Origin of the sequence: Moraxella sp. CTOTU47915 (assembly GCF_031986685.1) — a bacterium.
GTDB classification, from domain to species: domain Bacteria; phylum Pseudomonadota; class Gammaproteobacteria; order Pseudomonadales; family Moraxellaceae; genus Faucicola; species Faucicola tetraodonis.
Window position 1 is genome coordinate 35292 of record NZ_DAMAAE010000002.1, and the last position, 24303, is coordinate 59594.

The following is a 24303-nucleotide window of genomic DNA, read 5'->3' on the forward strand; positions in this document are numbered from 1 at the left end:
CGCATTTTTATCAAAGAAATCTTATGAAACACGATATTCATTCCCCAAACATTAACGCAAGCACCGAAACAAATATCGAGGCAAACATCGACGAAGCAAGTATTAAAGAAGACGCTGAATCTTTATCCCATTTGCCCCCTGCCGTGACTTTGCCATTGACGGGGCGTCATTTGATTGAAGCCTCAGCAGGCACAGGCAAAACATGGACGTTGACGGGCGTGATGTTGCGACTAATCGTGCAAGCGGGGCAGCCGTGTGAAAAAATTATCGCCACGACCTTTACGCGAAGTGCCGCCGCCGAAATGCGCCAGCGGATTCGTGAGCGTTTGCAAGATTTTTATCAATTGCTGCAAATGATTAATCATTCTACATTTACACCGTTAAACGACAGTGAATTGGATAGCAGCAAAGCTATCGCTGTACAAAAATATGCACATTTTATTGCGCAGGTACAAGCGCTTGCGGCACAAAAAAATTTACTGGGTAAGTACCAAGACCCTATCAATAAACACTTAATCGAGTGGGTCGCCAAACAAATCTTCGGTTTGCCGGTAGATGTAACCGCTGCAGCAAGCCCAAAAGTAAGCCCGAGAGCAAGCTTAAACACCCCAAAGCCAGCCGCCAATGATAGTGAAAACAGCACCCACAAACCTGCCAAAAACACCGTCAATTTTCGTATCGCACTGCAGCGCACCACATTGGCGCTCAACCAGCTTGATCGCCTATTTGTTAGTACCCTTGATAGTTTGTGTCAAAAGTGGCTGAGGGAATATAGTAGCGAAACGGGGTTTTCTGCAGAGGTGCAAATCAGTAATGATGTCAGCAGCATCATCAAGGGTATGATTCACGACCAACTTAGGGCGTTTATGGCGCAGGTCAATGCCAATATGCCTGAATTGTATCCGATGATGTTTGACAATAACGTGTTTTTACCGGTTGATGATTACTACGAGGCGGTCAATCGCGCACTGAATTTTTATACCGCTGACATCGATACTGTACCATTGACAGCGTTTGATACCACTGCTATCAAGGCACTGATGCAGTCGATTGCAGATGATAATGATAGTGAGTTTGAGGCATATTTTGATAGTGACTTTCGTAAAGCCCAAGGGTTTAGTGCTAGCAATAAACTTCATAAACACTTTAACGAAATTAAAAATCTGCAAAATTTACTCAGCACGGGTGACATTACCAATGTCTTTGCTATGTATAAAGTTGGCAATATAGCTAAGGTGCTAGATGGCATTGAAGATTTATACGTCAACAATAAAGGCTTTAATGGCAAAAAAGAACAGCAAAGCGCCACATTCAAATCCTTTGATATCGTGGACAACATTTGGCAGCTTATCCAACAAACGCAAGCCTTGCAAGACTACTTTAAACAAGTAAATTTTTACTTTACCCAGTTTATCAGCCGTTACGTGCGTACCCACCTGCCAAAACGACTTGAATCACAGCGGCTAACGACCTTTGCCTTACAATTGGCGCGGTTAAACGATGCGTTATCCGGCAAAAAAGGTCAATCGTTAGCGCGTTATATTCGCCATCAGTATCCCATCGCGTTAATTGACGAATCGCAAGATATCAACACCGAACAAGCGTTACTGATTCAAAGGGTTTATTTACAAGACTTTGAGCCAGATAAAGCAGAAAAATCAAAGGCTAGAAAATATCACACACCTTCGCAGTTTTTGCTGTTGGTAGGCGATCCCAAACAGGCAATTTATGGATTTCGCGGCGGGGACGTACAAAACTACACCACGCTAAAAAAATTATTTCCAGAACAACCCAAGTCACTGAGCCAAAACCATCGCTCATCGGCAGCACTGATTGATAGCCTCAATCACTGGTATGGCGTTGGCGAGCAAGATATTGACCCAAATCAAGCCGACCAGCTGCCCAATGTTAACCAACAGCCATATTTTATGGGGCGTGAAATTTATTATCGCAAAATCTCTGCCACGCGCCAAACCACTGAGCTAGTTGTCGGCAATGCGGCGGAAAATGAAGCTGTAAGCTTACCTGCGTTCAATCATATTGCTATCGAATATAAAGCGCCCTATAGTCAGCAAATGGTGGCAGTAGCCGAGAATGACGGCATATCAAATGATACTGACTCCTCGAATGACATCATCTCATCAACTGATGAAAAAACGGTGGATTATGCCGATGCGATTGCCGCGCAAATTTTTGATTTATTTGATGATAGTAAAGCATTAAGCTACCAAACTCGTGGCTTGACGCTGAGTGATATTTGTGTGTTGGCAGTCAAAAACAGTGAACTTCATACCATCGAAAAACGCTTACATCATCATGGGATTGCGACGGTCAGAGGTGGTAGTCAAAGTGTCTTTGGCGATAGCATGAGTGTTGATTTGATGACCTTGCAAAGCGTGCTGTTGACGCCATTTAGCGAATCAAAGTTAAAATCCTTAATGTTGTCTAGTTTTTTTCAGCTGACCCTTGAACAAATCAACCAGTTGTATGATGCGCTTAATCAAACTAACGCCCAAGCGGCGCAAGGACAAGCTCAGCCTCATCAAGCTCATCAAGCGTCAACAAACACCAGTTTGGCTGAGATTCAGCAGTTGGTATTGACCGCCAGCGAATTGTGGCAAAAACACAGTTTTTTGGTCGCTATACAGTGGCTACTCAATCAGCCCCTTACTTTACCCAGCCAAATCACACGCAATTTTTGGCAGCGCCTCGCCAAACATCCAAATGGCGAGCGATTACTCATTGATTTGCGCCAGTTGTTAGATATTATTAGCGACCAGTTCAATGGACAGGTAGGCGAGCATCAACTGTTTGAGTGGTTCTGCGCCCAAGTGCAGCAGCAGCCAAAAGAAGATTGGTCAACGCAGCAGCGCTTACCATCCGATGAAGGCGTGCAACTGATGACGGTTCACGCGTCTAAAGGCTTGGAATTTCCGATAGTGTTTGTGGTTGGGTTTACCGGGGAGAGTAAAGCCAAGTTTCGTGGTGCGCCGTTATATCTGTATGGTATACAAACCACCCATCAAGCAGCGCCCCAATTCACTCAAAAATTGACTCAAAACAATGATAACCCGCTGTTAAGCCGGCGATTGACCGCGTTACCCACCCAAATAGCCGATAATAACTCAATTGATTCAATCAATTATGTCGCTATTGAAGACCAATCTGCGTATGAGGAACGACTGCGATTATTGTACGTTGCCCTTACCCGCGCAAAAGAACAAGTGTATCTTGTGACTGTCGCCAAAAAATCTGCGGTGAGAAATTCTGCTTTGGCACCTTTTATGGACGATTTGGCAAAATTTGCTGTCAAAGAAACATTGACTGAAACGACCCATATTATAGATTCAAATAGCCTAAGCAAATACTATGACTCAAAGCTAAAGTTCACACCCAAAACAAATAGGCAAAATGAGCAAAACGCTACAGTCGCTAAGACAGTCGCTAAGATTGATTACGATGAAATCATCAAAGTCATCACCATCGATACTTTTAAAGGATGGGCGAATACCAGTTTTACCGCATTGTCTCGTTATATTGAGCATACCAGCGTTGACACAGTGGTTAATGCCGAAGATAGGCAAGATGATGATATTTTAGCAGCGGCGCAAATCCGTTTATTGCCTATCACCGATAACAGGCTACCGGGGGAGTCGGGTAACGAGGTTAATTCCATTAGATTTAACTTTGAAAAAGGCACAAACCCGGGTACTTTTTTACATAGTGTTTTAGAAGACATCGCCAATAATTACAATGAAACCCCTGAGTTGGCGGTGCCACAACAGCAAGATGCCAGATCAGATAAGTTAAAACGCTGGTCAGTCATGGTGGATCGCACGTTAAGACGTTACCAAATGCCGAGCAATTATTTTTCTACAAAAGAGAGTAGTGCAGGGCAGTATGGCAACTGGCATGATATCAACATTGATGATTTGCAGCCGGATTATGTCGCGTTGGTGGATTGGCTAGATGACATCATTCATACGCCGTTAGCCGCTTCATCAGTGCCGCTGGTCAATATCAAATACAACCAAAAAGTTGCTGAATTAGGGTTTAATTTACGCTTAAACCAGCATTTGTCATTTAGCGACTTAAACACGTTGTTTCATCAATTTGATATCCCACTGCAATTGCAGAGCCAAGAAGTCAATACCATGGTTTGGCAGTATCTTAAAGGGGAGATTGACTTGGTGTATCAGCACGGCACACAGTTTTTTATCGTCGATTATAAAAGCAATTATCTTGGCAATGATTTTGACAATTATAACCCAGCAGCATTATATGACGCGATGACCACGCATAGTTATTGGTTGCAAGCAAGCATTTACCAAGTGGCGCTGCATCGCTATCTCAAGCTGCGACTACCTAATTATGATATCAATACCCATTTGGGTGCGGTCGAGTATGCTTTTTTACGCGGTATGTCACCCAAACACGCTACCTGTGGGAAACTAGTAAAACAGTTTGATAGTGCCTTTATCTTGGCACTCGATGATATGTTCGGCTATCCCAACGGCAATTAAAATTAACCATTACGCATAAAGAATTTATCATGAAAACAAACACGACTGAGCCAAGCGCTATAATTGAAGAAACTGCTAAATTAACCCAATTAGCCAATTTTATTCAATACCGCAAGCAGCAAAAATCACAGTTAACTAACACAGAAACCAATAAAAATAGCCTAAGCGAAAAAAATCAAAATAACAACCAAAAAACAAAAGAAAAACCGAAAATCTTGCAAATTTTTGACCAAATCAATGAACAACTGTCAGAAGGTCATACCGTGTATGAAATGACTATCAGCGATGAGAATGAAAAATCACTCATTGCAGAGTTGACGGACAATAACTGGGCAAGCGTAATAGGGGTAGGTGATGAATTACGCAACCATGATACCAACACGCCTATCATTCTTCAAAAGCTCGGCCAATCAGATGATGGAGTTGGTAAAACGCCAGTTAGCTACATTGTTTGGCTACATCGGCAATGGTATGCAGAACAATCGTTAGCCAAACAGTTGATGAAAATTGCCCATAGAAAAGTGGCGGCGTTTAATGGTATATCTGGATCACAAGAGGTCGATAACGGTTTGGCGCCCAAACCCAATGCGATGCAGCAACTCGCCATCGAAAAATCAAGCCAACACGCACTGAGTATTATTATCGGTGGCCCTGGTACCGGCAAAACTTTTACCGTGGCGAAGCTGGTAACCAGTTTGCAAAAGGCGCACGAGCACAAAAGAAAACAAGACCCTAATTTACCGCCTTTATCTATCACCTTGACTGCACCCACAGGGAAGGCGGCGCAGCGTATGCAAGAGTCATTACGTATAAGCTTGCAAAAAAGCTTGCAAGATGAAGAAATCACTTTGGACAATGCAAAAACATTACATCGGCTTTTGGGTATTGGTAGTGATGGGATACCACGCTATCACGCCAAAAATCCATTACCTGATGATTTGATTATCGTAGATGAAGCGTCTATGCTAGGGCTTGAGCTTGCCAGTCAGCTGGTTGATGCTATCAAACCCACGGGTCGGCTGATTTTGTTGGGTGATGCAAACCAGCTGGCGGCAGTAGACGCAGGGTCGGTTCTATCAGATTTGTGCGCGGTGACGCGTTTGCAGCCTTATATTACGGAATTGACCGAGTCAAAACGCTTTGATTCAAATTCAGTTGTCGGTCAGTTTGCTCTCGCCATTCAGCAAAATTTGCCTGCACCTAAAAAAATAAAGTTAATCCAGCGATTATTACAACCCATTGATTTACAATCAATCAAGCTATCTCAAAGTGAAAATCCATCAGATTTGGCTGGTAATACACAGCAAACAAAGCAGCAAACAGTCAATATTCCTTTTTACCCAATTGATGCGTCTTCGAGTTTGCCTGCTGTTTTCAGCCAATTAGCGAAACCTTATCATCCATTTTTTGCGCTTATGCAGCAATGGTACAGCCAGCCTGTCAATATTTTTGAAGCGGATAATCGAAAAGGGTTATTTGAAGTATTTGATAGGTATCGCATTCTGTGTGCAGGTCATCAAGGACAATTGGGCACCCAATCAATCAACCAAAAGATGAGCCTAGCTTTTACCGAGTTTTCCAAAATCACTCGAACCAAAGCCTACTTTTATCACGGTTTACCGATTATCATCCAAAACAATGATTATCAGTTGGGGTTATTCAATGGCGATATTGCGATTTGTTTGTTGTACCAAGGGCAGTTATACGCGTGTTTTGCAGAAAAAGTGATACCTATTCAGCGATTAAGCCGTGAAAGTTGCGACTATGCCTATGCGATGACCATTCATAAGTCACAAGGCTCAGAATTTCACACGGTCGCCATTTGTATTGATAAAGCGCATACAAGGCTACTAAGCCAAGCGCTGATTTATACAGCGGTGACGCGCAGTAAATCCGCTTTATCCATATATAGCGCTAAAGAGAATTTTGAGTTAGCGGTGACGCAAAAAGCGGTGCGACAAACTGGTTTACAATTACAATTTGATCATCTTAACAACACGCCATAAAAGATAGTGCTAAAAACAGACATCATAAAAAGATATATTCTAAAAAAATACGCCATAAAAAAAGGTATCCAACGATACCTTTTTATTTATGACAAGCAGTTTTACACATTTTTTAACGCATAAATCCCTGGCATATGGCGTAGATACCCGTGATAGTCCATACCGCAGCCATACACATAGCGATCCGCCACATCGAGACCCACAAAATCAACTTTAAACTCTTGTACTTTTCGGTCATGGAGTTTATTGAGTAGCACACAAGTGCGGATAGATTTTGGATTTTCTTTTGCCAGCTCGTCCACCACCGCTTTTAGGGTAATGCCTTCATCAAAGATATCATCAATCAATAAAATATCTTCACCCGCCAAATCAATTTCAGGTTTGAATTTCCATTCAAGTTCATTGGTGCCTTGGTTGTTGCGATAGCGAGTCGCATGGATATAGTACATACGATGATAAAAAGTAAACTGGGTAAGCAGTTGACCTGCTGGAATCAACCCGCCATTCATCACCACCATCACAATGGGGTTTTGACCTGCATAGTGCAGGTTGACACTGGCTGCCAAACGCTCGTAAGCACTACTCACTTCAAAACTACTGATAAGACATTCAGAATTGCGTAGCGCTTCTTCGATTTGCTGATTGCTAAGTTGATTCATGGTGGACCTATTAATTTAAAAAAATAAGTGGGCTATTGTAACGCAGTTTTATCTAATTGAATAATAACGGTTAGCAATACCTAATTGTTAAATATTAACGCTTGGTAATGTTTGGTAAAACGCTCCAGCGATTCTTGCGGCATTTGTGGGATTAAACGGTGTAGGGCAATGTCAATTACTTTGACGATGATGCCGTCAGTCACTGGAATTGCCGCACGTTTAAGCATATTTAAATTGAGCGTTTTGGTAAAATCGACCAAAAAATGCTGCAAACAGGCTCTGGTTAGTTCGCTAAATAACCGAATCAAATTTTGCTGCTCTTCAAGCCCTTTACCTGCTTGGACATTTTCTATGGTAGCCAGTAAACTCTTTGCTAGCTCGTCAGTGAGTGGCACTGAGATACGACGTTCACCCAGTTGGGTGTTTTTTAACACTTTTTGGTCAAAAAAATCAAAGCTAGGTAACACATCTTCATTTTTTGTAGGGCTTAGCAGTGTGTTAATCAGTTTGTCGCTAGTCGCTTCAATGGTTTCTGCGGTTTTAATCAAATGCGCTTTTCGTTCTGAATCATCCGGTAGCGATTCGATTAATTTAATCAGTAGCGCATCCATCAGCTCTTTACTGGTCAACTGGGTGATTTTATCGCGATAAACATCATAACGTTCGCTGCTTTTGCTAGCAATCAGCTCATATGCCTTATCAATGGTAGCGCTCAATTCTGCGGAAGGGGTAAACCCAAAATAATAGCTCATAATATTTTTTCGTTATCCAATGATTTCTTCAGGGTAATCAATCACTACCCAGCCATTTTCTATCCAATCACAAATTATATCAGTTTCGACATCGGCTGCTTGCAAAATTTGCTCATCGACGGATTTGCCATTGGCGAGCCGAATGAGGAGTGATTGCGCGTTAGCGGGTATATCGTCCGCGTCAATGGCACAGCCATTGACATAAATTTTTGCTTGAGTTTTTGAGTCGGCTTCAGTTTGGGTAAATACAATACGGCTAGACATGTCTTGCATGATGACAGCACCCGCTGCCAAGGCGCTTTGTATTTCATCAATATCGGCATACGTATCAGGCAGCATCAGCTCATATTGACGTTTGCTTACCGTTTCGCTAATCGCTTGAGTCATTATTTCATCGCCAAGTTCAGAGTTTAGCAGCGCAATCAGCTGCGCTTTGATATCGTGAACGCTGGCTATCGACAGCTCGCCTGCAACTGCAGAAGGTTGGTTGATTTTGAGGGGAATGGCTAAATCATCAAAATGGGTAGCCACATCCGCCAAACTATCGAGCAGTTGTAATGGGGTAGGGCGCCTAAATCCAAACGAAAAAGTCAAACAATCCTCAACGGCCACCCCGTAATGGGAGAGATTGGTCGGTACATACAGCACATCGCCTGGCTCAAGCACCTCATCAAATATCAGCTCGCCCATCTCATTCATCAAACGAATCGGTTGCCCTGCTTCAAATTGGGTTGTTTGGTCGCAATACTTGCCCAATTGCCAATGACGTTTGCCGTACCCTTGCGCCAAAAAGACATCGTAATTGTCGTAATGCTTGCCAACGCTGCCACCTGATGGCGCATACGACACCATGATATCATCACGTTGCCACTGTGGAATAAAATCAAACGCATGCCATAGGTTGCCAAGCGCTGGCGACCATTGTTCCATATTTTGCACCAGCACCGTCCAATGTTTTGGCAGTTTTTGAAAATCTTTGGCGGTAAGAGGGCTGGTTTTAAGTGACCATTGCTGGTTATTTTCACTGATGAGTCGGGCAGTGGCGTCTTCATCTTGGGCAAGCCCGATGATATCGTCTGGCTCAAACATACCAACCAATTGCGGCAAGCCCTGTTTGATTAGCAGTGGTTTTTTTTGCCAGTACTCGCTCAAAAATTGTTCGGGGCTGATATCGCTAGGCAAACAAAAGTGCTGGGTCATATTTTTTCGTTCAGTGGGATAGGTAACGCGCATTATAGCAAAGGCAGTATACCAAAATCCTATAATAAAATTTTTTTCACCAAAGTGTAAAAAAAGCGTAAAAATATGAAACATATTGAACTGGAAAGTTTCATATTTTTGGTTGTATTGGTTATAACGCTCGTATATAGTCAATACTCACAAGGAAGTACTCACAGGAAAGTTAGACGAGCAATATTTGATTGACTCGTTGTTTATACAACAACAGTTATACCACAACAAAGGAATGTTCTATGACAGCTATTTTAAATCAGCACGAAAACTACCTACAAGCCGACCAAGCTTATGGTTTTCCCTTGCTTATCAAAAATTTATTGTCTCGCGCCAAAGTGGTCTCTGGCAACAAAAAAATCCATTACGCCGACAAAACCAGTTACACCTATCATGAGTTTTTCAAACGTGTCAATCGCTTAGCCAATGTCTTAAAAGGCTTAAACCTACAAAAAGGCGATGTGGTTGCGGTCATGGATTGGGATACCCACCGTTATTTGGAATGTTATTTTGCCATCCCGATGTGTGGCTATATCTTGCAAACCGTTAATGTGCGTTTGTCAGAAGACAAAGTGCTATATACCATCAATCATGCCAAGCCAAAAGCGCTACTGTTAAATTCAGAATTTTCGCCGATGATCAAAAGCCACACCCAAGATGCGCCATCGGTCGAGCATGTGATTTGGTTGGATGATAACAACACGCCAATGCCCCCATATGCCCAAGGCGAATACGAAGCTATGCTAGCACAAGCCAGCGATGAGTACGAGTTTGAAGATTTTGATGAAAACACCATTGCCACAACCTTCTATACCAGCGGTACAACCGGCAATCCCAAAGGCGTATTTTTTAGCCATCGTCAAATCGTCCTGCATACGCTCGTCGTCGCAATTGGCTGTGCGCTGAATGTCGAAGGTCAAGGGGTGCGCTATTCAGATGTCTATATGCCAATGACACCGATGTTTCATGTCCATGCTTGGGGGTTTCCATTTGTCGCAACCATGCTAGGGCTGGAGCAAATCTATCCAGGTCGCTATTTGCCTTCCACCATGGTTGACTTAGTACAACAACACAAAGTCACCATTACCCATGGCGTGCCAACGATTTTGCAAATGCTACTGGGTGAAATCAACAAACGCCAAGAAAAATTCAACGGCTTAAAAATGGTCGTCGGTGGCTCTAAGCTTAATCAAGGACTTGCCAAAATGGCTGTAGCCAGCGGCATCGAAGTGTCTACGGGTTATGGCATGTCAGAGACTTGTCCGATTATCAGCATTGTCAGCTTTGATGAAACATTCCAACACATGAGCGAAGAGCAACAAATTGAGCATCGCTGCTTGTCTGGCTCACCGGTGCCATTGGTCGATTTGCAAATCTGGCACAACGGCAAACGTATGCCAAACGATGGCACATCCACAGGCGAAATCGTGGTGCGTTCACCTTGGTTGACGCAGAGTTACTACAAAAATCAGGACGCAGGCAACGAGCTGTGGGAGGGCGGTTATCTGCACACCCAAGACATCGGTTGGATGGACGCAAAAGGCAATGTCAAAATCACCGACCGGCTAAAAGATGTCATCAAATCGGGGGGCGAATGGATATCTTCGCTTGAAGTAGAAACCATCATGTCATTACACCCAAGCGTTGCCGACATTGCTGTGATTGCGATTCCTGATGCGCGCTGGGGTGAGCGTCCGATGGCGTTGATTGTGCTCAAACCCGATTATCAAGACACCAAAGCTGAAGACATCATCGCGATTGCGCAACAAGCGTATGAGCGCGGTCATTTGCCAAAATACGGTATTCCGCAGGATGTGAAATTTATCACGGAATTACCAAAAACCAGCGTAGGTAAAATTGATAAAAAAGTCATCCGCGATCAATATGCCCAAGGGTTATTTGCTTAGACTGTCACTTAATCACAATAAATTAAAAAGCAAAGTAAAAAACAGAGTAAAAAAGGTAGAATTTTTTCTACCTTTTTTATCAAGCCAGCAATCCATCAAACCAGTAAGCGCTGATTGACCTTTGCCATCGATAACGGATACTGTCGGGCTTTGGCAATATCGCGTGCCACGATATTGACCTCATTGACATCAATTTTGTGCCAGTTGGGACGCTTGCAAGCAGATTTTTCTATCAAATTGGCATCAACTAGCGCATCCATGACTTTATCTGCCACATCTAGGGTAGAATTGGCTTTCACATTTTCTGCCACCGCATAACGCAGCTTGGCAAACACCTGCAAATCTGCGACGCGCACGGTAATATCATCACTCGGTACTTGCTGCCCACCATATAACGCATTATTTCCCGCTTGTGCAGTTCGAAAACTTGGCACAAATTCACTGACATAATCTATGGCGTTTTGGGTGCGCTGTTTTAGGGCGTTTGGCTCCCAGCCGTTTTCAATATAACTTAGGTATTGTGGATTAATGGGCGGTTGGCTGCTTTCTTGTGTGGCTTTGGTCAACCCATCATTAAATAAAGTGATGTTTTCAGTCATGCCATGTAACTGAAAAAACCCGTCAGGATAAGGAGTAAACTGCGCCATGCCATTGGGCGTGCCACGCTCACCATGAAAAATAATCTCAGGCAAACGCCCCTTATAATCACGCCATTCACTGATATAGGAAGCTTTAAATTCTACCATGCGCTTGATATGCACGCCTGCTTTGTCATCAATAATACCAGTTCTAAACCCGCAAGCATTGACCACAAAATCAGCATAGATACGCTGCAGCTCACCATGTTCATCGGTAAATGACACTTGCCAGCCATCCATGTGACGTTTTAAATCATCAACTTGGACATTTAGATGTACTTGAGCGCTCTGTAGGCGCTGCAATTGTAAAAAAGCACTGGCAGAGAGTCTAAAAATATTCCAGCCGAATTCTTGCACCGCAATGATGGGGTATTGCAGTTTTTCCAAATCCATTACTTTAAGAGCTGCCACAACCCACTCATCCGTGGTGCTCGGAATGTCTTTAGCTTCTAATTGAATCAGTTGTTGAATTTGCTGCTTGTCATACACTCGGTAATAATCCTGAACTTTGCCCAACACTTGGTTGCTAGGGTCAGCATCAACCAATGATTGATAGTAAGCCGTTAACATATCAAGCCGTGGCAGTAAGTCAGTGGCGGTATTGTTATCGCGTTTTGGCACCGTGATAAGGGTGGGGCGTACATCAATACTCTCTGGATACAACTTGGCAATATCAATACATTGGCGCATCAACATGCGGCAATCTTCATCACTGATTTCGCGGTACAAATTGCCACCTGCATGCAGATGACACATGGGTGGGGCGTTGATAAGGCTAGCATTTTTTTCAATCAAATGCACATGGATGCCCGCCATCGCCAGCCGTATAGCTATCGTAGAACCTGCTGAACCACCACCAATAACTGCTACAGTCGGTGATTGCGTACTTGAATTAACGTACATAATTTTGCCCTTATGCGTTGCCCAAAATGAAGAAATAAATTGTAGCGGAAAATAATCTAGTTACTGTGACATTTATGCAGTCATTGTCGCTTTTGTTGTTAATGAATTTTACCTAATAGTATATATTAAAATAAGTAGTATTTTTTATACTTTTTAGTATAAAAACATATTGAAAATTCTAATTTTATCAGTTAAAGTTAATTTAGCTTAAAAAGCTGACCTGTATTTTATCCAACAATCATAATTAAGTAAGGAAATTAAGTATGTTAAAACAAGCCTTCTTAGCAGCAGCGATTTCTACTACGTTATTAGCCGGTTGTGCCACGACGCCAACCCATACCGCTCATGCACCGATGCACGCAGCTAACATTGTTGATGTAGCAAAATCAAATCCAGATTTTTCAATATTGGTTGAAGCGGTGGTAGCCGCAGGTCTAGCCGACACTGTCGCGACCACTAAAAACATCACCGTATTTGCGCCGACCAATGCTGCCTTTGCGAATTTACTTGCTGAGCTCGGTATGACCAAAGCGCAATTGTTTGCAAACAAACCGTTATTGCAATCTGTGTTAACTTATCATGTGCTGCCAGCCACAGTGATGGCAAAAGATGTTAAGCCAGGTATGGTTAAAACCTTACAAGGTCAAAACGTCATGGTGACTTCAAATGGTAAATTACAAGATGCCAATGGACGTATTGCCAACATTGTCACCACAGATATCAAAGCGAGCAATGGTGTGGTACATGTGATTGACCGTGTCATATTGCCAAAAAGATAAGTTATCAGCCATAAATTGTCGTTTTTATGGATAGTTATAGTAGCCAACAATTTATTGGTCTGATGGCATAGCGGTGATACCGGTCATCGCTATTTTTTTAACTTTCAAAAATCGTATAGAGCGGGTAAAACTATGAAACGGATTGCCATTATCGGTGCAGGATTGGCAGGGTTAACTTGTGGTAAAGCGCTGCAACAAGCAGGGCACGACGTAGTGATTTTTGAAAAATCCCGTGGCATCGGTGGGCGACTAGCAACGCGCCGTGCTGAACCATTTTATTTTGATCATGGTGTTGCCGCGTTTACTGCCAGTGACGACGATTTTCAAGGTTTTGTCAATCAATTACTCACTGAAGAGGTGGTTGCAGTGTGGGCAGTTGACCAAGCTACCCCCGATAATTCCTTTGTATCTACTGTATCTACCAAACCACACTCCGTGCCCAAAGTCTCTGACTGCTATTCTGACTACTATGTCGGCATACCCGCCATGAATGCCATTGGTAAACATCTCGCCCGTGGCTTAACTGTGCAGCGCAATACTAGAGTAGCCTCTATCATTGACCATCATCCGATTTTTAATAGTTGGGAGTTGTTAAGTGACAAGGGTGAAACGTTGGGTCAGTTTGATTGGATTATTTCGGCAATGCCTGTAGAACAAGCAAAAAGCTTTGCTCAAACATCGCTACATACCAAAGTGTTGAATAAATATGCGCTCATGCCCTCTAGTGTGCTGATGCTAGGATTTGATACGCCGCTAGCTTTAGACTATGAGTATGCCAAAATCGAGAGTGAGGATATCGGTAAAATTATCGTCAATAGTGCAAAACCCCATCGCGAAGGCGGTTATAGCCTTGTGATTCATAGTACCCCAGCATGGACCAATAGACATATTGAGGAGGATAAAACTGCCTGTATCAACCATTTGACACAAGCGGCGAGTCAAGTATTGGGTATCGATTTATCGAATGCAGCACACAAAGACATACACCACTGGCGCTATGCCACAGGCGAAGCGGTTAACCTTCAATCAGGTAACCACCAGTTAGGCTATCTACTAGATAGCGACCAAAATATCGGTGTCTGTGGGGACTGGCTACTTAAGGGTGATGTCGAGTCTGCTTACTTAAGTGGTCAAAAACTGGCAAAAGCGATGATTGAATTACTAAAAAGCGAGTAGCATATGCAACATATCGCCATATTTGGTGCTTCTGGCGCGATTGGAAAGGCATTTTGTGATTTTTTGACTATCGCCTATCCAAATGCCACCATTCATGCCATTGCCAGAAAACCCCCGGCATTTAGCCACCCTCATATCGTCCCTCATCAGCTTGATTTTGATGATGAACTGGCTGTCGCCGCGCTTATCAAAGCGATAAGCAGCACTCAAGCGTTGGACAGTGTCATTGTGACGATTGGGTTATTACATGAGTCTAAAATCGACGCTCAACACATCGCGCCTGAAAAATCACTGCGTGATATCACAGCCGATCAGCTGCACCAATATTTCCATATCAATGCGGTATTACCGATGATGATTGCTAAATACGCCTTGCCCGCCTTAAACAAATCCTCCCAGTCGCTATTTGCCGTATTGTCGGCACGGGTAGGGAGTATTTCGGATAATCGCTTGGGCGGGTGGTATGGTTATCGAATGGCAAAAGCAAGTTTACATATGGGCATTAAAAACTTAAGCATCGAACTGCAACGAAAAAACCCCAACGCAATTATTGTTGCTTTGCACCCTGGCACGGTAGCCAGTGAGTTATCCAAACCCTTTCAAAAAAATGTGGCAGAAGGCAAGTTATTTACCGCAGCGTTCTCAGCACAAAGTTTACTTAAGGTTTTGCATCAGCTTACGCCTAAAGACTCGGGCAAAATTTGGGCTTGGGACGGCAAAGAAATTTTGCCTTAAATCTGCCTTAAATCAGTCTTAAAATTGTGCCTTAGCCTTGTATTAGGGTGGTAGCTTCGTACCTAGCGTAAGCCTAATCCATCAACCAGTTTTTGTAGATGATGCCCACAATCACGCAAGTTAATCCTGTGACAAAGCCGCCCCAAATGAAATCAACCAGTGCCGCAGTTTTATCATAACCTTTAAGTAATGCTAAGCTTGTAAAATCATACGTTCCATATGCCATCAGCCCAATGACCACTCCATATCCTGCCAATACCGTTAATGACGCGTTAGCTTTTAGCTGTGGATAGATGACTACCACACAAAGCGCAAAAACATAAAATAGGTAAAACACGCCTGCTGCCGTCATATTGGGTGATTCACTGAGTAAATGTCCAATGCGCGGGGCATAAAAGCGTTGGGTCATGGTTTTAAGCCATACGGCATCAATACCCAAAAATACCATGACGGCGATCAGATATACCCACAGATAGTTTAATGGTGCCATTGCTAAATCCTTGTGTCTTGTTATTGATTGTCATGAACCCGTTGCTGCACGAATTGGGTTAACGGTATTGGGCTTTTTCAAGGCGTACTTGCACCACGCCAATGGTTTTTTCCAAAAATCCTGCTTCACAGTACGCAAAATAAAAATGCCACAAACGCATAAACGCATCGTCATAGCCGAGCGCCTTGAGCTGCGGTAGCGCCTGCATAAAGTTATAGCGCCAATCAATCAAGGTACGGGCATAGTCATAGCCATAATCAACCAATGACGTTACTTGCATATCGGTATGGTCACGCGCTTGGCTAAGAATTTCACTGTTAGACAATAAACACCCGCCGGGGAAAACATGGGTTTGGATAAAATCCACACCATGCAAATATTTTTGATAACCCCGATCATTAAAGGTAATCGCTTGTAATACCATCAGCCCATTATCTTTGAGCAGTCGATTACACTGGGCAAAAAAATCTGGCAAATATTCATGACCCACCGCTTCAATCATTTCAATACTGACCAGCTTGTCATACTTGCCGGTAAGCTCACGATAATCTTGTTTTAGCAGGGTGATTTTGTCGGTTAGATTGGCAGCGGCAATGCGGCGTTTGGCTTCTTCATACTGCGCGTCTGAGATAGTTGTGGTGGTGACACGGCAGCCATATTGGGTGGCGGCATAAATAGCAAACCCACCCCAGCCCGTGCCGATTTCAATGACATGGTCGTCAGCTGTTAACTCAGCTAATTCACAAATTTTTGCCAACTTGTGGGTTTGTGCTGCCGCCAAGCTTGAGAAGGGTGTCGGATAAATTGCCGATGAATACATCATGCGCTCATCCAAAAATAATGCATACATCGCATTGCCAATATCATAATGGGCTAAAATATTGGATTTGGCGTTGTTTTTATCATTATGCCGATTGCGGTGTTGGCGGTGTTCCCAGCGTTTGGTAAAATTGGCAAATTTGGCTTCGATGGTATTGATGAGGGTCAAATTGCGGGCAATCAAGCGTAAAAATGCTGTTAAATCATCGGCTTGCCACAAACCATCAATATAATCATCAGCAAAAGCAATCGAACCGCCTGTTAATAGGTGTTGATACACTTGCGGTGAATGGATGGTGAGTGTCACTGCCAAAGGATGATTGCCAATTTGTTCCCCTAGCGTTCGTTGTGTATCGCTCACTGGCGACTGTGTTACAAGATCAGTATTCAGCACCTTAACACCGAAGGTTTTATGAGTCGCTACCTTACTCGCTACATGGTCAGACTGATGGAAGGTTTCAATGACGGTCAGATGACCCTGTTTGAGCTTTGATAGCAATAAAAATATTATTTGCCGTGCCGCTTTTGCCGCACTTTGTTGAACGGGCGTGAGCAGATGATCAACAATTGGGTAGGGTAGGTAATCGGTAAACGAGCGCCGCTTGGCTAAATCGGATTGACGGCGTTTAACCGAGGTCTCCTTACCTTTTGATAGGTGATTTGACGGGTGAGAGATTGCAGTGTTTTTAGCCTCTAAAGAAGACGGTGTCATAGTCAATTCCCATAAAAAATTTCAGTAAATTACTGGGGTAAACGTTGGTTATAAGCTTGATAAGGTACACGTTTTAGCACGTATAATTTAAAAGCCTGCCAGTAAATTTGCAGTAATGATGTGGCACTCATCCAGGGTCGGCGCTTAATTGCCGTTATCACCGAAGCCTCGTCCAATTGAACGCCTTTTAGACTCACGCCTGCATTAAACACTTTGCCACGCCTATCTGTCAGTCCAATATCAATCACAACATCAAAGCCATTTTGCTCGGGATTGTCATTTGCCGATGCATAGCGTTTAGGGTGAATCTCAACACGCCAATGATATTGCTGATTGATGGGATTAAAAGGCGATACATGAAAACCTTTGTCATGTTGGTACAAGGTCTTTTCACCTGCGAGTAAAAAACCATAGTAATGGCGTTTGTTCCAAGGGGTGTTAGAGACTTCTGCCAAAAAATGGCTTGGCTGGTGGTTCTCATCAAAGCCAATATAAAAATTGACAGGGCTAAAATACCAACCCATATTACGTAACACGACCAAAGCCACCACCTCGCCAGTCGGCTGACTGCCAGTCAATTGCTGCCAAGTTTGTTGGGCTTTGACCAATAAACTAGCCGATGGCGCAGGTTGTCCTACTGAAGCGGTTAGACAGTTGTCCAAAGAGGGGTCTAATCGATTGATAGCAAAATAATCTGCTTGATGGAATTGATAAAGCGCCCAATGGTGCTGCGATAGCAGAGGGAGAGTCAATGATTGTTGCAGCGATTTTTTCAGCCATTTTTTTTTCAGCCATTGGGGCAACCATGTTGGCACATGACTGGCGCTCATATTTACATTAGGTAATGGATTGTCCGCTAGCTGGGTTAAATTGACCGCCCAAAACCGATAGGGGTAATGAAATTCATGAGGGGTAGGGAGTTGTCTGGCATGCCAAGTCATACCTTGCAGGATTTGATGGGCAAATGTCATGATGATTTACCTTTGAGGGGTGTTGCACAAACCATCATGCGCTAGGTTTTGGCAAAACGCATGGTTGGTCGTGGCGGTTACTTGCCGTCGCTGCAGCACCGAGCGTTTTTTATCAGCGTGGCTCGGTAACTTTGATACGGTAAATTTTGCCGACGGTTTGCTGGGCTTAGATAGCCGTTTGATTTGTGCAGCGGTTGTGGCAACTGTGGTATTGGTAGTGACCAAAATATCGATATCCACCCCCAAACTTTGGCATACCCGCAAGCCACTTTTTACCCCATCTTCATGAAACCCATTAAACCAATAAGCGCCACAAAAATGGGTATGCTGCTTCGCTGAAATTTCATGCCAGCGTTTTTGGGCATTGGTCATTTTGTTGTCATATACAGGGTGGCGATAATCCACATGTTTGATGACATGCGCCTCATTAATCGGTGTATTAAGCGTCACCAAATAGTTATGTTTTGCGCTCAATCGCTCAAGGATATTCATGTGATACGTCAATATAGGTTTTTGGTCAGCCACGCGTGCGGTGGGTTTATCTATCGCGTAATTCCAACTTGCCCAAGCCAGCGGTTTTTTGGGTAGAACTTGGGTGTCAGTATGCAAAACCGCTTCGTTATCGGTATACTCAAAAGCCCCTAAAATAGCCGATTCTGTCTCAGTGATGTCAGCTAGTAGACGTCTTGCTACATCGGCATGGCAAGCAAATACAACGTCATCAAACACTTGGGTTTGACGCTTACCTTGATGAATAAATTCAATGCTAACCCCATCCTTGCCACGCGTGACCGATTGCACTGGGGTATTGATATACAGGGTTGTACCTGCTGCTGCAAGCCGAGTGATTAAGGCATTGACGTATTGCTTTGAGCCGCCCACCAAGGTAAACCACTGTGGACGATTGACCACATCTAGCAGACCATGATTATCAAAAAACTGGGCAAAAAAGAGTAGGGGAAAACGCTTGGCGTCATCCATTCCCATCGACCATATCGCAGATACCATCGGCACCAAGTAGTTGGTTTTAAACAACTCGCCATAGTCATGACTGTCTAAATAATCCCCGAGTGTTTGCTGGCTTAAAGCCGCTTGCTGTATTTTATCGGCTTGGCGAAAATTTGCTAATAGTGATTTGGTCTCGCGATTAAAGCGTAAAATCTGCTGAACAAATTGCCAAAATCGAGGGCTTAGCACATGGCGGCGCTGAGAAAACAGACTGTTTAACGTGTGACCATTGTATTCAAAATTAATATAAGTGTTTTTAACCGAAAAACTCATCTCAGCTTTTTGAAATGGCACATTGAGTTCATCAAGCAGGCGAATAAAATTGGGGTAAGTACGCTCATTAAATACAATAAACCCTGTATCGATGGCGACTTTTTCCGTTGATGGTCTAAACGGGTTGTTAAAAAAAGGATTGTCAAAAAGTGAGCGCTCGGTAACAGTGACATCCAGCGTATTGACATGCCCGCCTATATAATCATTGCTTTCAAATACCGTCACTGCATGACTGTCCTTGAGATAATACGCACACGTTAGCCCTGATACACCACTGCCAATAATGGCAATCTTTGGTGTGCTACTATTTGGCTTAGTAGGCTTGGCTGCTATAGGATTAGCCACCACAGTCTTGGGGACTGTGTGATTAGAGCGCGGGGATTTTTTTGTAAACACTGCCATGTGCGGATATACCTTTAAAGCCAAGTCAAATGATTAACAAGTCAAATGATTAAGTCGTATGAGAAAGTTTTGAACCCACAAAATGCCATACTGTATCAGGTAACTTTGCCAATAGCTTTAAGGGCTGTACCAATGTCTGCGGAAATTCAATGATATTATCATCATTGGCAATCCCGTGTTGAATGGCTTGGCTGGCTTGCTGTACAGTTTGCAAAAAAGGCATTGGAAAGTCGTTCTGCAGCGTCATCGGCGTTTTGACAAAGCCCGGCACTACCAAAGCCACTTTGACCCCATAAGGTTGCAGGCTCATTTGCAAGGTTTTGCTCAGATAATGGATTGCCGCTTTTGAGCTACCATACCCCTCTGCACGCACAAAGGGCACCAAAGCAGAAGCCGAGCCGACGGTGACAATTTTACCTTTAGTTGCCTTCAGGGCGGGTAGTAGTGCTTCAATGGCATGCACCAACGAGCCATAATTTGCGTTCATCACCCTCATGATAGACCGCGAATCAAAGTCTGGCATGTCAATGTATTCACAAATACCCGCCGCAGCAATGAATAAATCCAGCGTTTTAATGTCGCTAAAAGCTTGCATCACGGCATCATACTCGGTTAAGTCAAGCTGAATCGTTTTTGCTCCCATCGTTGCCAATGTGTGCAAAACATCGCTGTTTCGACCCACGGTATACACCTCATGCCCTTGGCTTAGATAATCCATCGCCAACTGTAAACCGATGCCTGAGGTTGCACCTGTAATGACGATGGATAATGGCTTTGAGGAATGGGGGCTGGGCATCATAGCGACTCAATATAACAACTCAATACAAAATTTTGACAACGGCTTATCGCATACTATAAAAGAGTAGCCGATGGTTGGCAATAGTTTTTATACTATTTAGTATAAAAATATAATTATTGGTATATAATCAAATAATAAGTATCATAAAAACATTTGTAGTATAATATTAGCTAATTTTTAACCTCATAAATATTAGAAACCTGAAAAACATTAGAAACTTGTGATGAAAAAGTTAACGTTTAAACAGCGAATGATGCTAGAGCGTGAGTCGCTGATTATTGAAACAGTCAACCATTTGTTAGCCACCAAAGGCTATGACGCGATGACCGTCGATGAGATTGCCGATACGGTGGGCATTGCCAAGGCGTCATTGTATCGACATTTTCCCAGTAAAGAAGCGCTAGGCATGGCGGCGCTGATTGATATCATGCATAAAGCGCTTGAGGTCATCAATCAGCTAAACGCGACCGACCAAACCGCCATCGATAAGCTCAAAGCGCTGACACAGTGGGCGATGCGACTAAAACTGGCGCAAAAAATGCCGAATCTACCGAGTGAGAACTCCCAGCTACGCGAGCTGCTAATTGCCAATGATGATTACACCAACAACTTGGTCATGTTGTCAGATAGCATCGGTGAATGGATTGAGCAAGCGCAAGCAGAGGGCAGGTTGCAAAGCAACATACCAGGCCTGGCAATTTTATATACCTTATATGCCAGAGCTTGTGACCCTGTACTGGGGTTTTTACGCTCATCGCAGCTGTATAACGATGATGAGATTATCGCTATCGTGACCCGTACGTGTTTTGAAGGGCTAACCTAGATTAAGCGAACGCAGACCACTAAAAATAGATAGCTAAAAACCTAAGACAGCGTAGAAAAAAAGTAGAAAAGTATGAGTAATTTTGTGATTCATCGTGAGCATGGCATCAGTAAAGCCCAAGCCTTTGAGATAACCGAAGACTGGATTGTATCAGCAGAAAAAGACTATAAAATGCATTGCGATGTAGTGCGCAGTGATGAGCAAATACGCGTCAACTTTTCTCGTGCCGGTGTGACAGGTATGTTAACAGTGGATGATAAAGTATTTGATATGCAAGCAAAGCTTGGGTTTTTATTCAAAAGTTTTTTGCCACTGATAGAAAAGACGGTGAATCAAAATCTTGATAACGCATTGCAAGCTGTGAAAGACCGTTAGCAGACACGGTGAGGTTTAAGTGGCAGTTAGCGTTTAGTTTGAGTTATTTTATTTAACATAATATACATTATGCGAAATGAAAGCTACCGGCGTCAAAAATGGGATATATGGCACAGTGATTAATTTAATGATGAAATGACAATTAGCAGCAAAATCATTTGCATTTATCAATCAATAATGAGTAGTATGCTCACTCAATTATTTATTTATCGTTTGTTTGTTTATCATTAAAATCGCCAAGGATTTATCATGATTGGATTTATTGCCCGTCACAGTACGATTTTTATGCCATTGTTTGGCGTGATTGGATTTATATTTCCTGACTTGTCGCATTTTGTCCTTGGGCTTCTGCCGCAGATTTTATTTTTCTTGATGTTTTTTACCTTGTTGGGCATTGACCAAACCCAGCTGATTAGACGCATGACGACCCAATATGTTTGGGGATTTGCCATCTTCCAAAGTGCGCTGATGAGCTTAGCCATGACCTTGATTGCTTATTTGCTAGGTGTGCGTGGTGATTTGTTGTTGGCTATCGCGGGTCTGTCAGCCACCGCACCGCTATTTGGTACGGGCGCTATTGTGAATGCAGTGGGTTTTGATGCACTGCTAGCCATGGCAAAAACCATCACAGCCACGTTGGTCATGCCTATTAGCTTACTGGTCATATTGTGGTTACTTGGCAGCAAGGACGCCCATTTAGACTTTGTCCTGTATATTAAGCGGTTGTTGATTTACATTATCGCCCCCATGATTTTGGCGGTTGCGGCACGCCAATACATTCCCCGTGATACGCTCAATACTTATTATCCAAAAATTGCCAAGTTTAACATTATTCTACTGATGATGTTTCCGCTTGGATTGATGTCGGGCTTTAGACATACCTTTGACACCAATCCCATGCAGGCGTTAAGCTTGTTTGGTTTGGGCACTGTCTTGTCGTTAGTATTTTACTTTTCTGCCTATTTTTTATACCGCCGCTTTGGCTATGAAAACGCCATTATCTCTGCGCTGGCTTGCGGTGGCCGCAATGTGTTATTGGCGTATACCATCACCACGCCGTTTATGGGTGCGATGTTTTTACCGCTGATTGGCGCGTACCAATTGCCTTCGTTTTGCTTGCCGTTATTGGGTAAAAAAATGGTCAAATGGCATACTATCGACAGCCAAGCCAGCTTAAAATAATGCAGATGTTCGATTTATTCGTATGCTAACGTTTCAACTCAATCTACTGCCACAGTTATCATCACAAGCCTTGTATGGCATTTTTAAGGCGCGCTGTGAGGTGTTTGTTGTAGAGCAACACTGCGCCTATCCAGAAATTGATGATACCGACTTGGTGTGTTGGCATTTACAGGGTTTTATTAATAATAATCTGGTGTGTTATGCGCGGATTATCCCAGCTGATTATCATTATTTGGGTTATGTCGCGATTGGTCGCGTGTTAACGGTTGGCGATTTTCGGGGTCACCATTATGGGCATGATTTGATGCAAAAAGCCATTGAAATTTGCCAGCAATACTACCCTAGCCAGCCGATTTTTATCGCTGCTCAAACTTATCTGATACACTTTTATCAAGCGCTCGGCTTTTGTATACAAGGTGACTGTTACCTTGAAGACGGCATTGAGCATGTCAATATGATATTGGAAGTCAAACATGATGCATAACCGTGCTGATTATCGGCTGTATTTGGTCACAGATCGCAATTGCCTGCAACAGCAAACGCTTGAACAAGCCGTTGAACAAGCGATATTGGGCGGCGTGACATTGGTGCAGCTTCGAGAAAAAGCGATTGCTAGCAAAGAGTTCTATGAGCGCGCGCTGCGTATCAAAGCGATTTGCCACCACTATAACGTGCCATTACTGATTAATGACCGCGTCGATATCGCCCTAGCAGTTGAGGCAGATGGGGTGCATATCGGTCAAAGTGATTTGCCTTGTGGCGTGGTTCGGCAAATTTTAGGCAAGGATAAAATCATTGGGGTTTCCGCGCGCACTGCCCAGCAAGCCATCCAAGCGCAAGCAGACGGCGCAGATTATTTGGGCGTTGGCGCGATGTTTGCCACATCCACCAAACAAGATGCACAAACAGTTACCATAGCGAGCTTAACGCAAATACGACAAGCGGTAACGCTTCCGATTGTCGCCATTGGTGGTATCAATCACACCACCCTGCCCGCCTTACAACAATCGCTGCAAGCTGCCGACACGTCCACTGGTGATGTGATTGACGGCGTGGCAGTCGTTTCTGCAATTTTGGGGCAAAAAGATGTCAAACTTGCCAGTCAGCAGCTTAAAGAAATGATAAAAATTAAATAAATCAA

The 24303-nt window shown here is 43.4% G+C and carries 20 protein-coding genes; 11 read left to right on the top strand and 9 right to left on the bottom strand.

What is annotated here, in order from left to right:
• The first annotated feature begins 23 nt into the window (after window positions 1-23).
• Window positions 24-4523, top strand: coding sequence for a UvrD-helicase domain-containing protein (locus tag RTL34_RS02395; RefSeq protein ID WP_312114310.1), 4500 nt, complete (start codon window positions 24-26; stop codon window positions 4521-4523).
• A gap of 29 nt (window positions 4524-4552) precedes the next feature.
• Entirely contained in the window at window positions 4553-6529 is a 1977-nt protein-coding gene (recD, locus tag RTL34_RS02400; protein WP_312114312.1) for an exodeoxyribonuclease V subunit alpha, read from the top strand.
• Window positions 6530-6630: 101 nt separating this feature from the next.
• Here recD and RTL34_RS02405 read toward each other — a convergent pair whose 3' ends face one another.
• The 3 genes from RTL34_RS02405 to RTL34_RS02415 all read right to left on the bottom strand — a co-directional run bounded on the left by RTL34_RS02405 (window position 6631) and on the right by RTL34_RS02415 (window position 9140).
• Window positions 6631-7188, bottom strand: coding sequence for a hypoxanthine-guanine phosphoribosyltransferase (locus tag RTL34_RS02405; protein WP_007115322.1), 558 nt, complete (start codon window positions 7186-7188; stop codon window positions 6631-6633).
• Window positions 7189-7268: 80 nt separating this feature from the next.
• Entirely contained in the window at window positions 7269-7940 is a 672-nt protein-coding gene (locus tag RTL34_RS02410; protein ID WP_312114319.1) for a hypothetical protein, read from the bottom strand.
• Between the two features lie 12 nt (window positions 7941-7952).
• Window positions 7953-9140: a cupin domain-containing protein gene (locus RTL34_RS02415; protein ID WP_312114321.1), complete on the bottom strand. Its 1188-nt coding sequence runs from the start codon at window positions 9138-9140 to the stop codon at window positions 7953-7955.
• A gap of 272 nt (window positions 9141-9412) precedes the next feature.
• Between RTL34_RS02415 and RTL34_RS02420 the strand changes: the two genes are divergently transcribed.
• A complete protein-coding gene (locus tag RTL34_RS02420; protein ID WP_203171917.1) occupies window positions 9413-11077 on the top strand; it encodes a fatty acid--CoA ligase in 1665 nt (554 codons plus the stop codon).
• A gap of 95 nt (window positions 11078-11172) precedes the next feature.
• Here RTL34_RS02420 and RTL34_RS02425 read toward each other — a convergent pair whose 3' ends face one another.
• Window positions 11173-12618, bottom strand: coding sequence for an FAD-dependent oxidoreductase (locus tag RTL34_RS02425; protein WP_312114324.1), 1446 nt, complete (start codon window positions 12616-12618; stop codon window positions 11173-11175).
• Between the two features lie 263 nt (window positions 12619-12881).
• Here RTL34_RS02425 and RTL34_RS02430 point away from each other — a divergent pair, with 263 nt between their 5' ends.
• The 3 genes from RTL34_RS02430 to RTL34_RS02440 all read left to right on the top strand — a co-directional run bounded on the left by RTL34_RS02430 (window position 12882) and on the right by RTL34_RS02440 (window position 15308).
• Window positions 12882-13397, top strand: coding sequence for a fasciclin domain-containing protein (locus RTL34_RS02430; RefSeq protein ID WP_312114326.1), 516 nt, complete (start codon window positions 12882-12884; stop codon window positions 13395-13397).
• 132 nt (window positions 13398-13529) lie between these two features.
• A complete protein-coding gene (locus RTL34_RS02435; RefSeq protein WP_312114328.1) occupies window positions 13530-14573 on the top strand; it encodes an NAD(P)/FAD-dependent oxidoreductase in 1044 nt (347 codons plus the stop codon).
• A gap of 3 nt (window positions 14574-14576) precedes the next feature.
• Window positions 14577-15308, top strand: a complete 732-nt coding sequence (locus RTL34_RS02440; protein ID WP_312114330.1) for an SDR family NAD(P)-dependent oxidoreductase — start codon at window positions 14577-14579, stop codon at window positions 15306-15308.
• A gap of 73 nt (window positions 15309-15381) precedes the next feature.
• Here RTL34_RS02440 and RTL34_RS02445 read toward each other — a convergent pair whose 3' ends face one another.
• From RTL34_RS02445 to RTL34_RS02465, 5 genes are read right to left on the bottom strand one after another with little or no spacing between them, the layout of a single operon-like run.
• A complete protein-coding gene (locus tag RTL34_RS02445; protein ID WP_312114332.1) occupies window positions 15382-15798 on the bottom strand; it encodes a DUF2177 family protein in 417 nt (138 codons plus the stop codon).
• A gap of 58 nt (window positions 15799-15856) precedes the next feature.
• Entirely contained in the window at window positions 15857-17329 is a 1473-nt protein-coding gene (locus tag RTL34_RS02450) for a class I SAM-dependent methyltransferase (protein ID WP_312114334.1), read from the bottom strand.
• Between the two features lie 29 nt (window positions 17330-17358).
• Window positions 17359-18300: a DUF1365 domain-containing protein gene (locus tag RTL34_RS02455; RefSeq protein ID WP_312114336.1), complete on the bottom strand. Its 942-nt coding sequence runs from the start codon at window positions 18298-18300 to the stop codon at window positions 17359-17361.
• 6 nt (window positions 18301-18306) lie between these two features.
• Entirely contained in the window at window positions 18307-19983 is a 1677-nt protein-coding gene (locus RTL34_RS02460; protein WP_312114338.1) for an NAD(P)/FAD-dependent oxidoreductase, read from the bottom strand.
• 49 nt (window positions 19984-20032) lie between these two features.
• On the bottom strand, window positions 20033-20782 hold the full coding sequence (locus tag RTL34_RS02465; protein ID WP_312114340.1) for an SDR family NAD(P)-dependent oxidoreductase: 750 nt from the start codon (window positions 20780-20782) through the stop codon (window positions 20033-20035).
• 223 nt (window positions 20783-21005) lie between these two features.
• Here RTL34_RS02465 and RTL34_RS02470 point away from each other — a divergent pair, with 223 nt between their 5' ends.
• From RTL34_RS02470 to thiE, 5 genes are all read left to right on the top strand, one after another.
• On the top strand, window positions 21006-21605 hold the full coding sequence (locus tag RTL34_RS02470; RefSeq protein ID WP_312114342.1) for a TetR/AcrR family transcriptional regulator: 600 nt from the start codon (window positions 21006-21008) through the stop codon (window positions 21603-21605).
• 72 nt (window positions 21606-21677) lie between these two features.
• Window positions 21678-21980, top strand: a complete 303-nt coding sequence (locus tag RTL34_RS02475) for a polyhydroxyalkanoic acid system family protein (protein WP_312114344.1) — start codon at window positions 21678-21680, stop codon at window positions 21978-21980.
• A gap of 249 nt (window positions 21981-22229) precedes the next feature.
• Window positions 22230-23162 (top strand): lantibiotic ABC transporter permease, encoded by a 933-nt coding sequence (locus RTL34_RS02480; protein WP_312114346.1) that lies wholly within the window; start codon window positions 22230-22232, stop codon window positions 23160-23162.
• A 22-nt stretch (window positions 23163-23184) separates the two neighbouring features.
• On the top strand, window positions 23185-23646 hold the full coding sequence (locus RTL34_RS02485) for a GNAT family N-acetyltransferase (RefSeq protein WP_312114347.1): 462 nt from the start codon (window positions 23185-23187) through the stop codon (window positions 23644-23646).
• The gene (thiE, locus tag RTL34_RS02490) at window positions 23636-24298 is read left to right on the top strand and encodes a thiamine phosphate synthase (RefSeq protein WP_312114348.1); all 663 of its coding nucleotides are present in this window, start codon (window positions 23636-23638) and stop codon (window positions 24296-24298) included. The genes RTL34_RS02485 and thiE overlap by 11 nt, the downstream gene beginning before the upstream one ends.
• Window positions 24299-24303 lie beyond the last annotated feature (5 nt).

Coding starts and splice junctions, on each gene's coding strand:
- RTL34_RS02415 (WP_312114321.1), bottom strand. CDS start 9,140: ATGACCCAGCACTTTTGTTTGCCTAGCGATATCAGCCCCGAACAATTT.
- thiE (WP_312114348.1), top strand. CDS start 23,636: ATGATGCATAACCGTGCTGATTATCGGCTGTATTTGGTCACAGATCGC.
- RTL34_RS02470 (WP_312114342.1), top strand. CDS start 21,006: ATGAAAAAGTTAACGTTTAAACAGCGAATGATGCTAGAGCGTGAGTCG.
- RTL34_RS02410 (WP_312114319.1), bottom strand. CDS start 7,940: ATGAGCTATTATTTTGGGTTTACCCCTTCCGCAGAATTGAGCGCTACC.
- RTL34_RS02420 (WP_203171917.1), top strand. CDS start 9,413: ATGACAGCTATTTTAAATCAGCACGAAAACTACCTACAAGCCGACCAA.
- recD (WP_312114312.1), top strand. CDS start 4,553: ATGAAAACAAACACGACTGAGCCAAGCGCTATAATTGAAGAAACTGCT.
- RTL34_RS02455 (WP_312114336.1), bottom strand. CDS start 18,300: ATGACATTTGCCCATCAAATCCTGCAAGGTATGACTTGGCATGCCAGA.
- RTL34_RS02460 (WP_312114338.1), bottom strand. CDS start 19,983: ATGGCAGTGTTTACAAAAAAATCCCCGCGCTCTAATCACACAGTCCCC.
- RTL34_RS02465 (WP_312114340.1), bottom strand. CDS start 20,782: ATGATGCCCAGCCCCCATTCCTCAAAGCCATTATCCATCGTCATTACA.
- RTL34_RS02475 (WP_312114344.1), top strand. CDS start 21,678: ATGAGTAATTTTGTGATTCATCGTGAGCATGGCATCAGTAAAGCCCAA.
- RTL34_RS02395 (WP_312114310.1), top strand. CDS start 24: ATGAAACACGATATTCATTCCCCAAACATTAACGCAAGCACCGAAACA.
- RTL34_RS02425 (WP_312114324.1), bottom strand. CDS start 12,618: ATGTACGTTAATTCAAGTACGCAATCACCGACTGTAGCAGTTATTGGT.
- RTL34_RS02450 (WP_312114334.1), bottom strand. CDS start 17,329: ATGACACCGTCTTCTTTAGAGGCTAAAAACACTGCAATCTCTCACCCG.
- RTL34_RS02445 (WP_312114332.1), bottom strand. CDS start 15,798: ATGGCACCATTAAACTATCTGTGGGTATATCTGATCGCCGTCATGGTA.
- RTL34_RS02430 (WP_312114326.1), top strand. CDS start 12,882: ATGTTAAAACAAGCCTTCTTAGCAGCAGCGATTTCTACTACGTTATTA.
- RTL34_RS02480 (WP_312114346.1), top strand. CDS start 22,230: ATGATTGGATTTATTGCCCGTCACAGTACGATTTTTATGCCATTGTTT.
- RTL34_RS02435 (WP_312114328.1), top strand. CDS start 13,530: ATGAAACGGATTGCCATTATCGGTGCAGGATTGGCAGGGTTAACTTGT.
- RTL34_RS02485 (WP_312114347.1), top strand. CDS start 23,185: ATGCTAACGTTTCAACTCAATCTACTGCCACAGTTATCATCACAAGCC.
- RTL34_RS02440 (WP_312114330.1), top strand. CDS start 14,577: ATGCAACATATCGCCATATTTGGTGCTTCTGGCGCGATTGGAAAGGCA.
- RTL34_RS02405 (WP_007115322.1), bottom strand. CDS start 7,188: ATGAATCAACTTAGCAATCAGCAAATCGAAGAAGCGCTACGCAATTCT.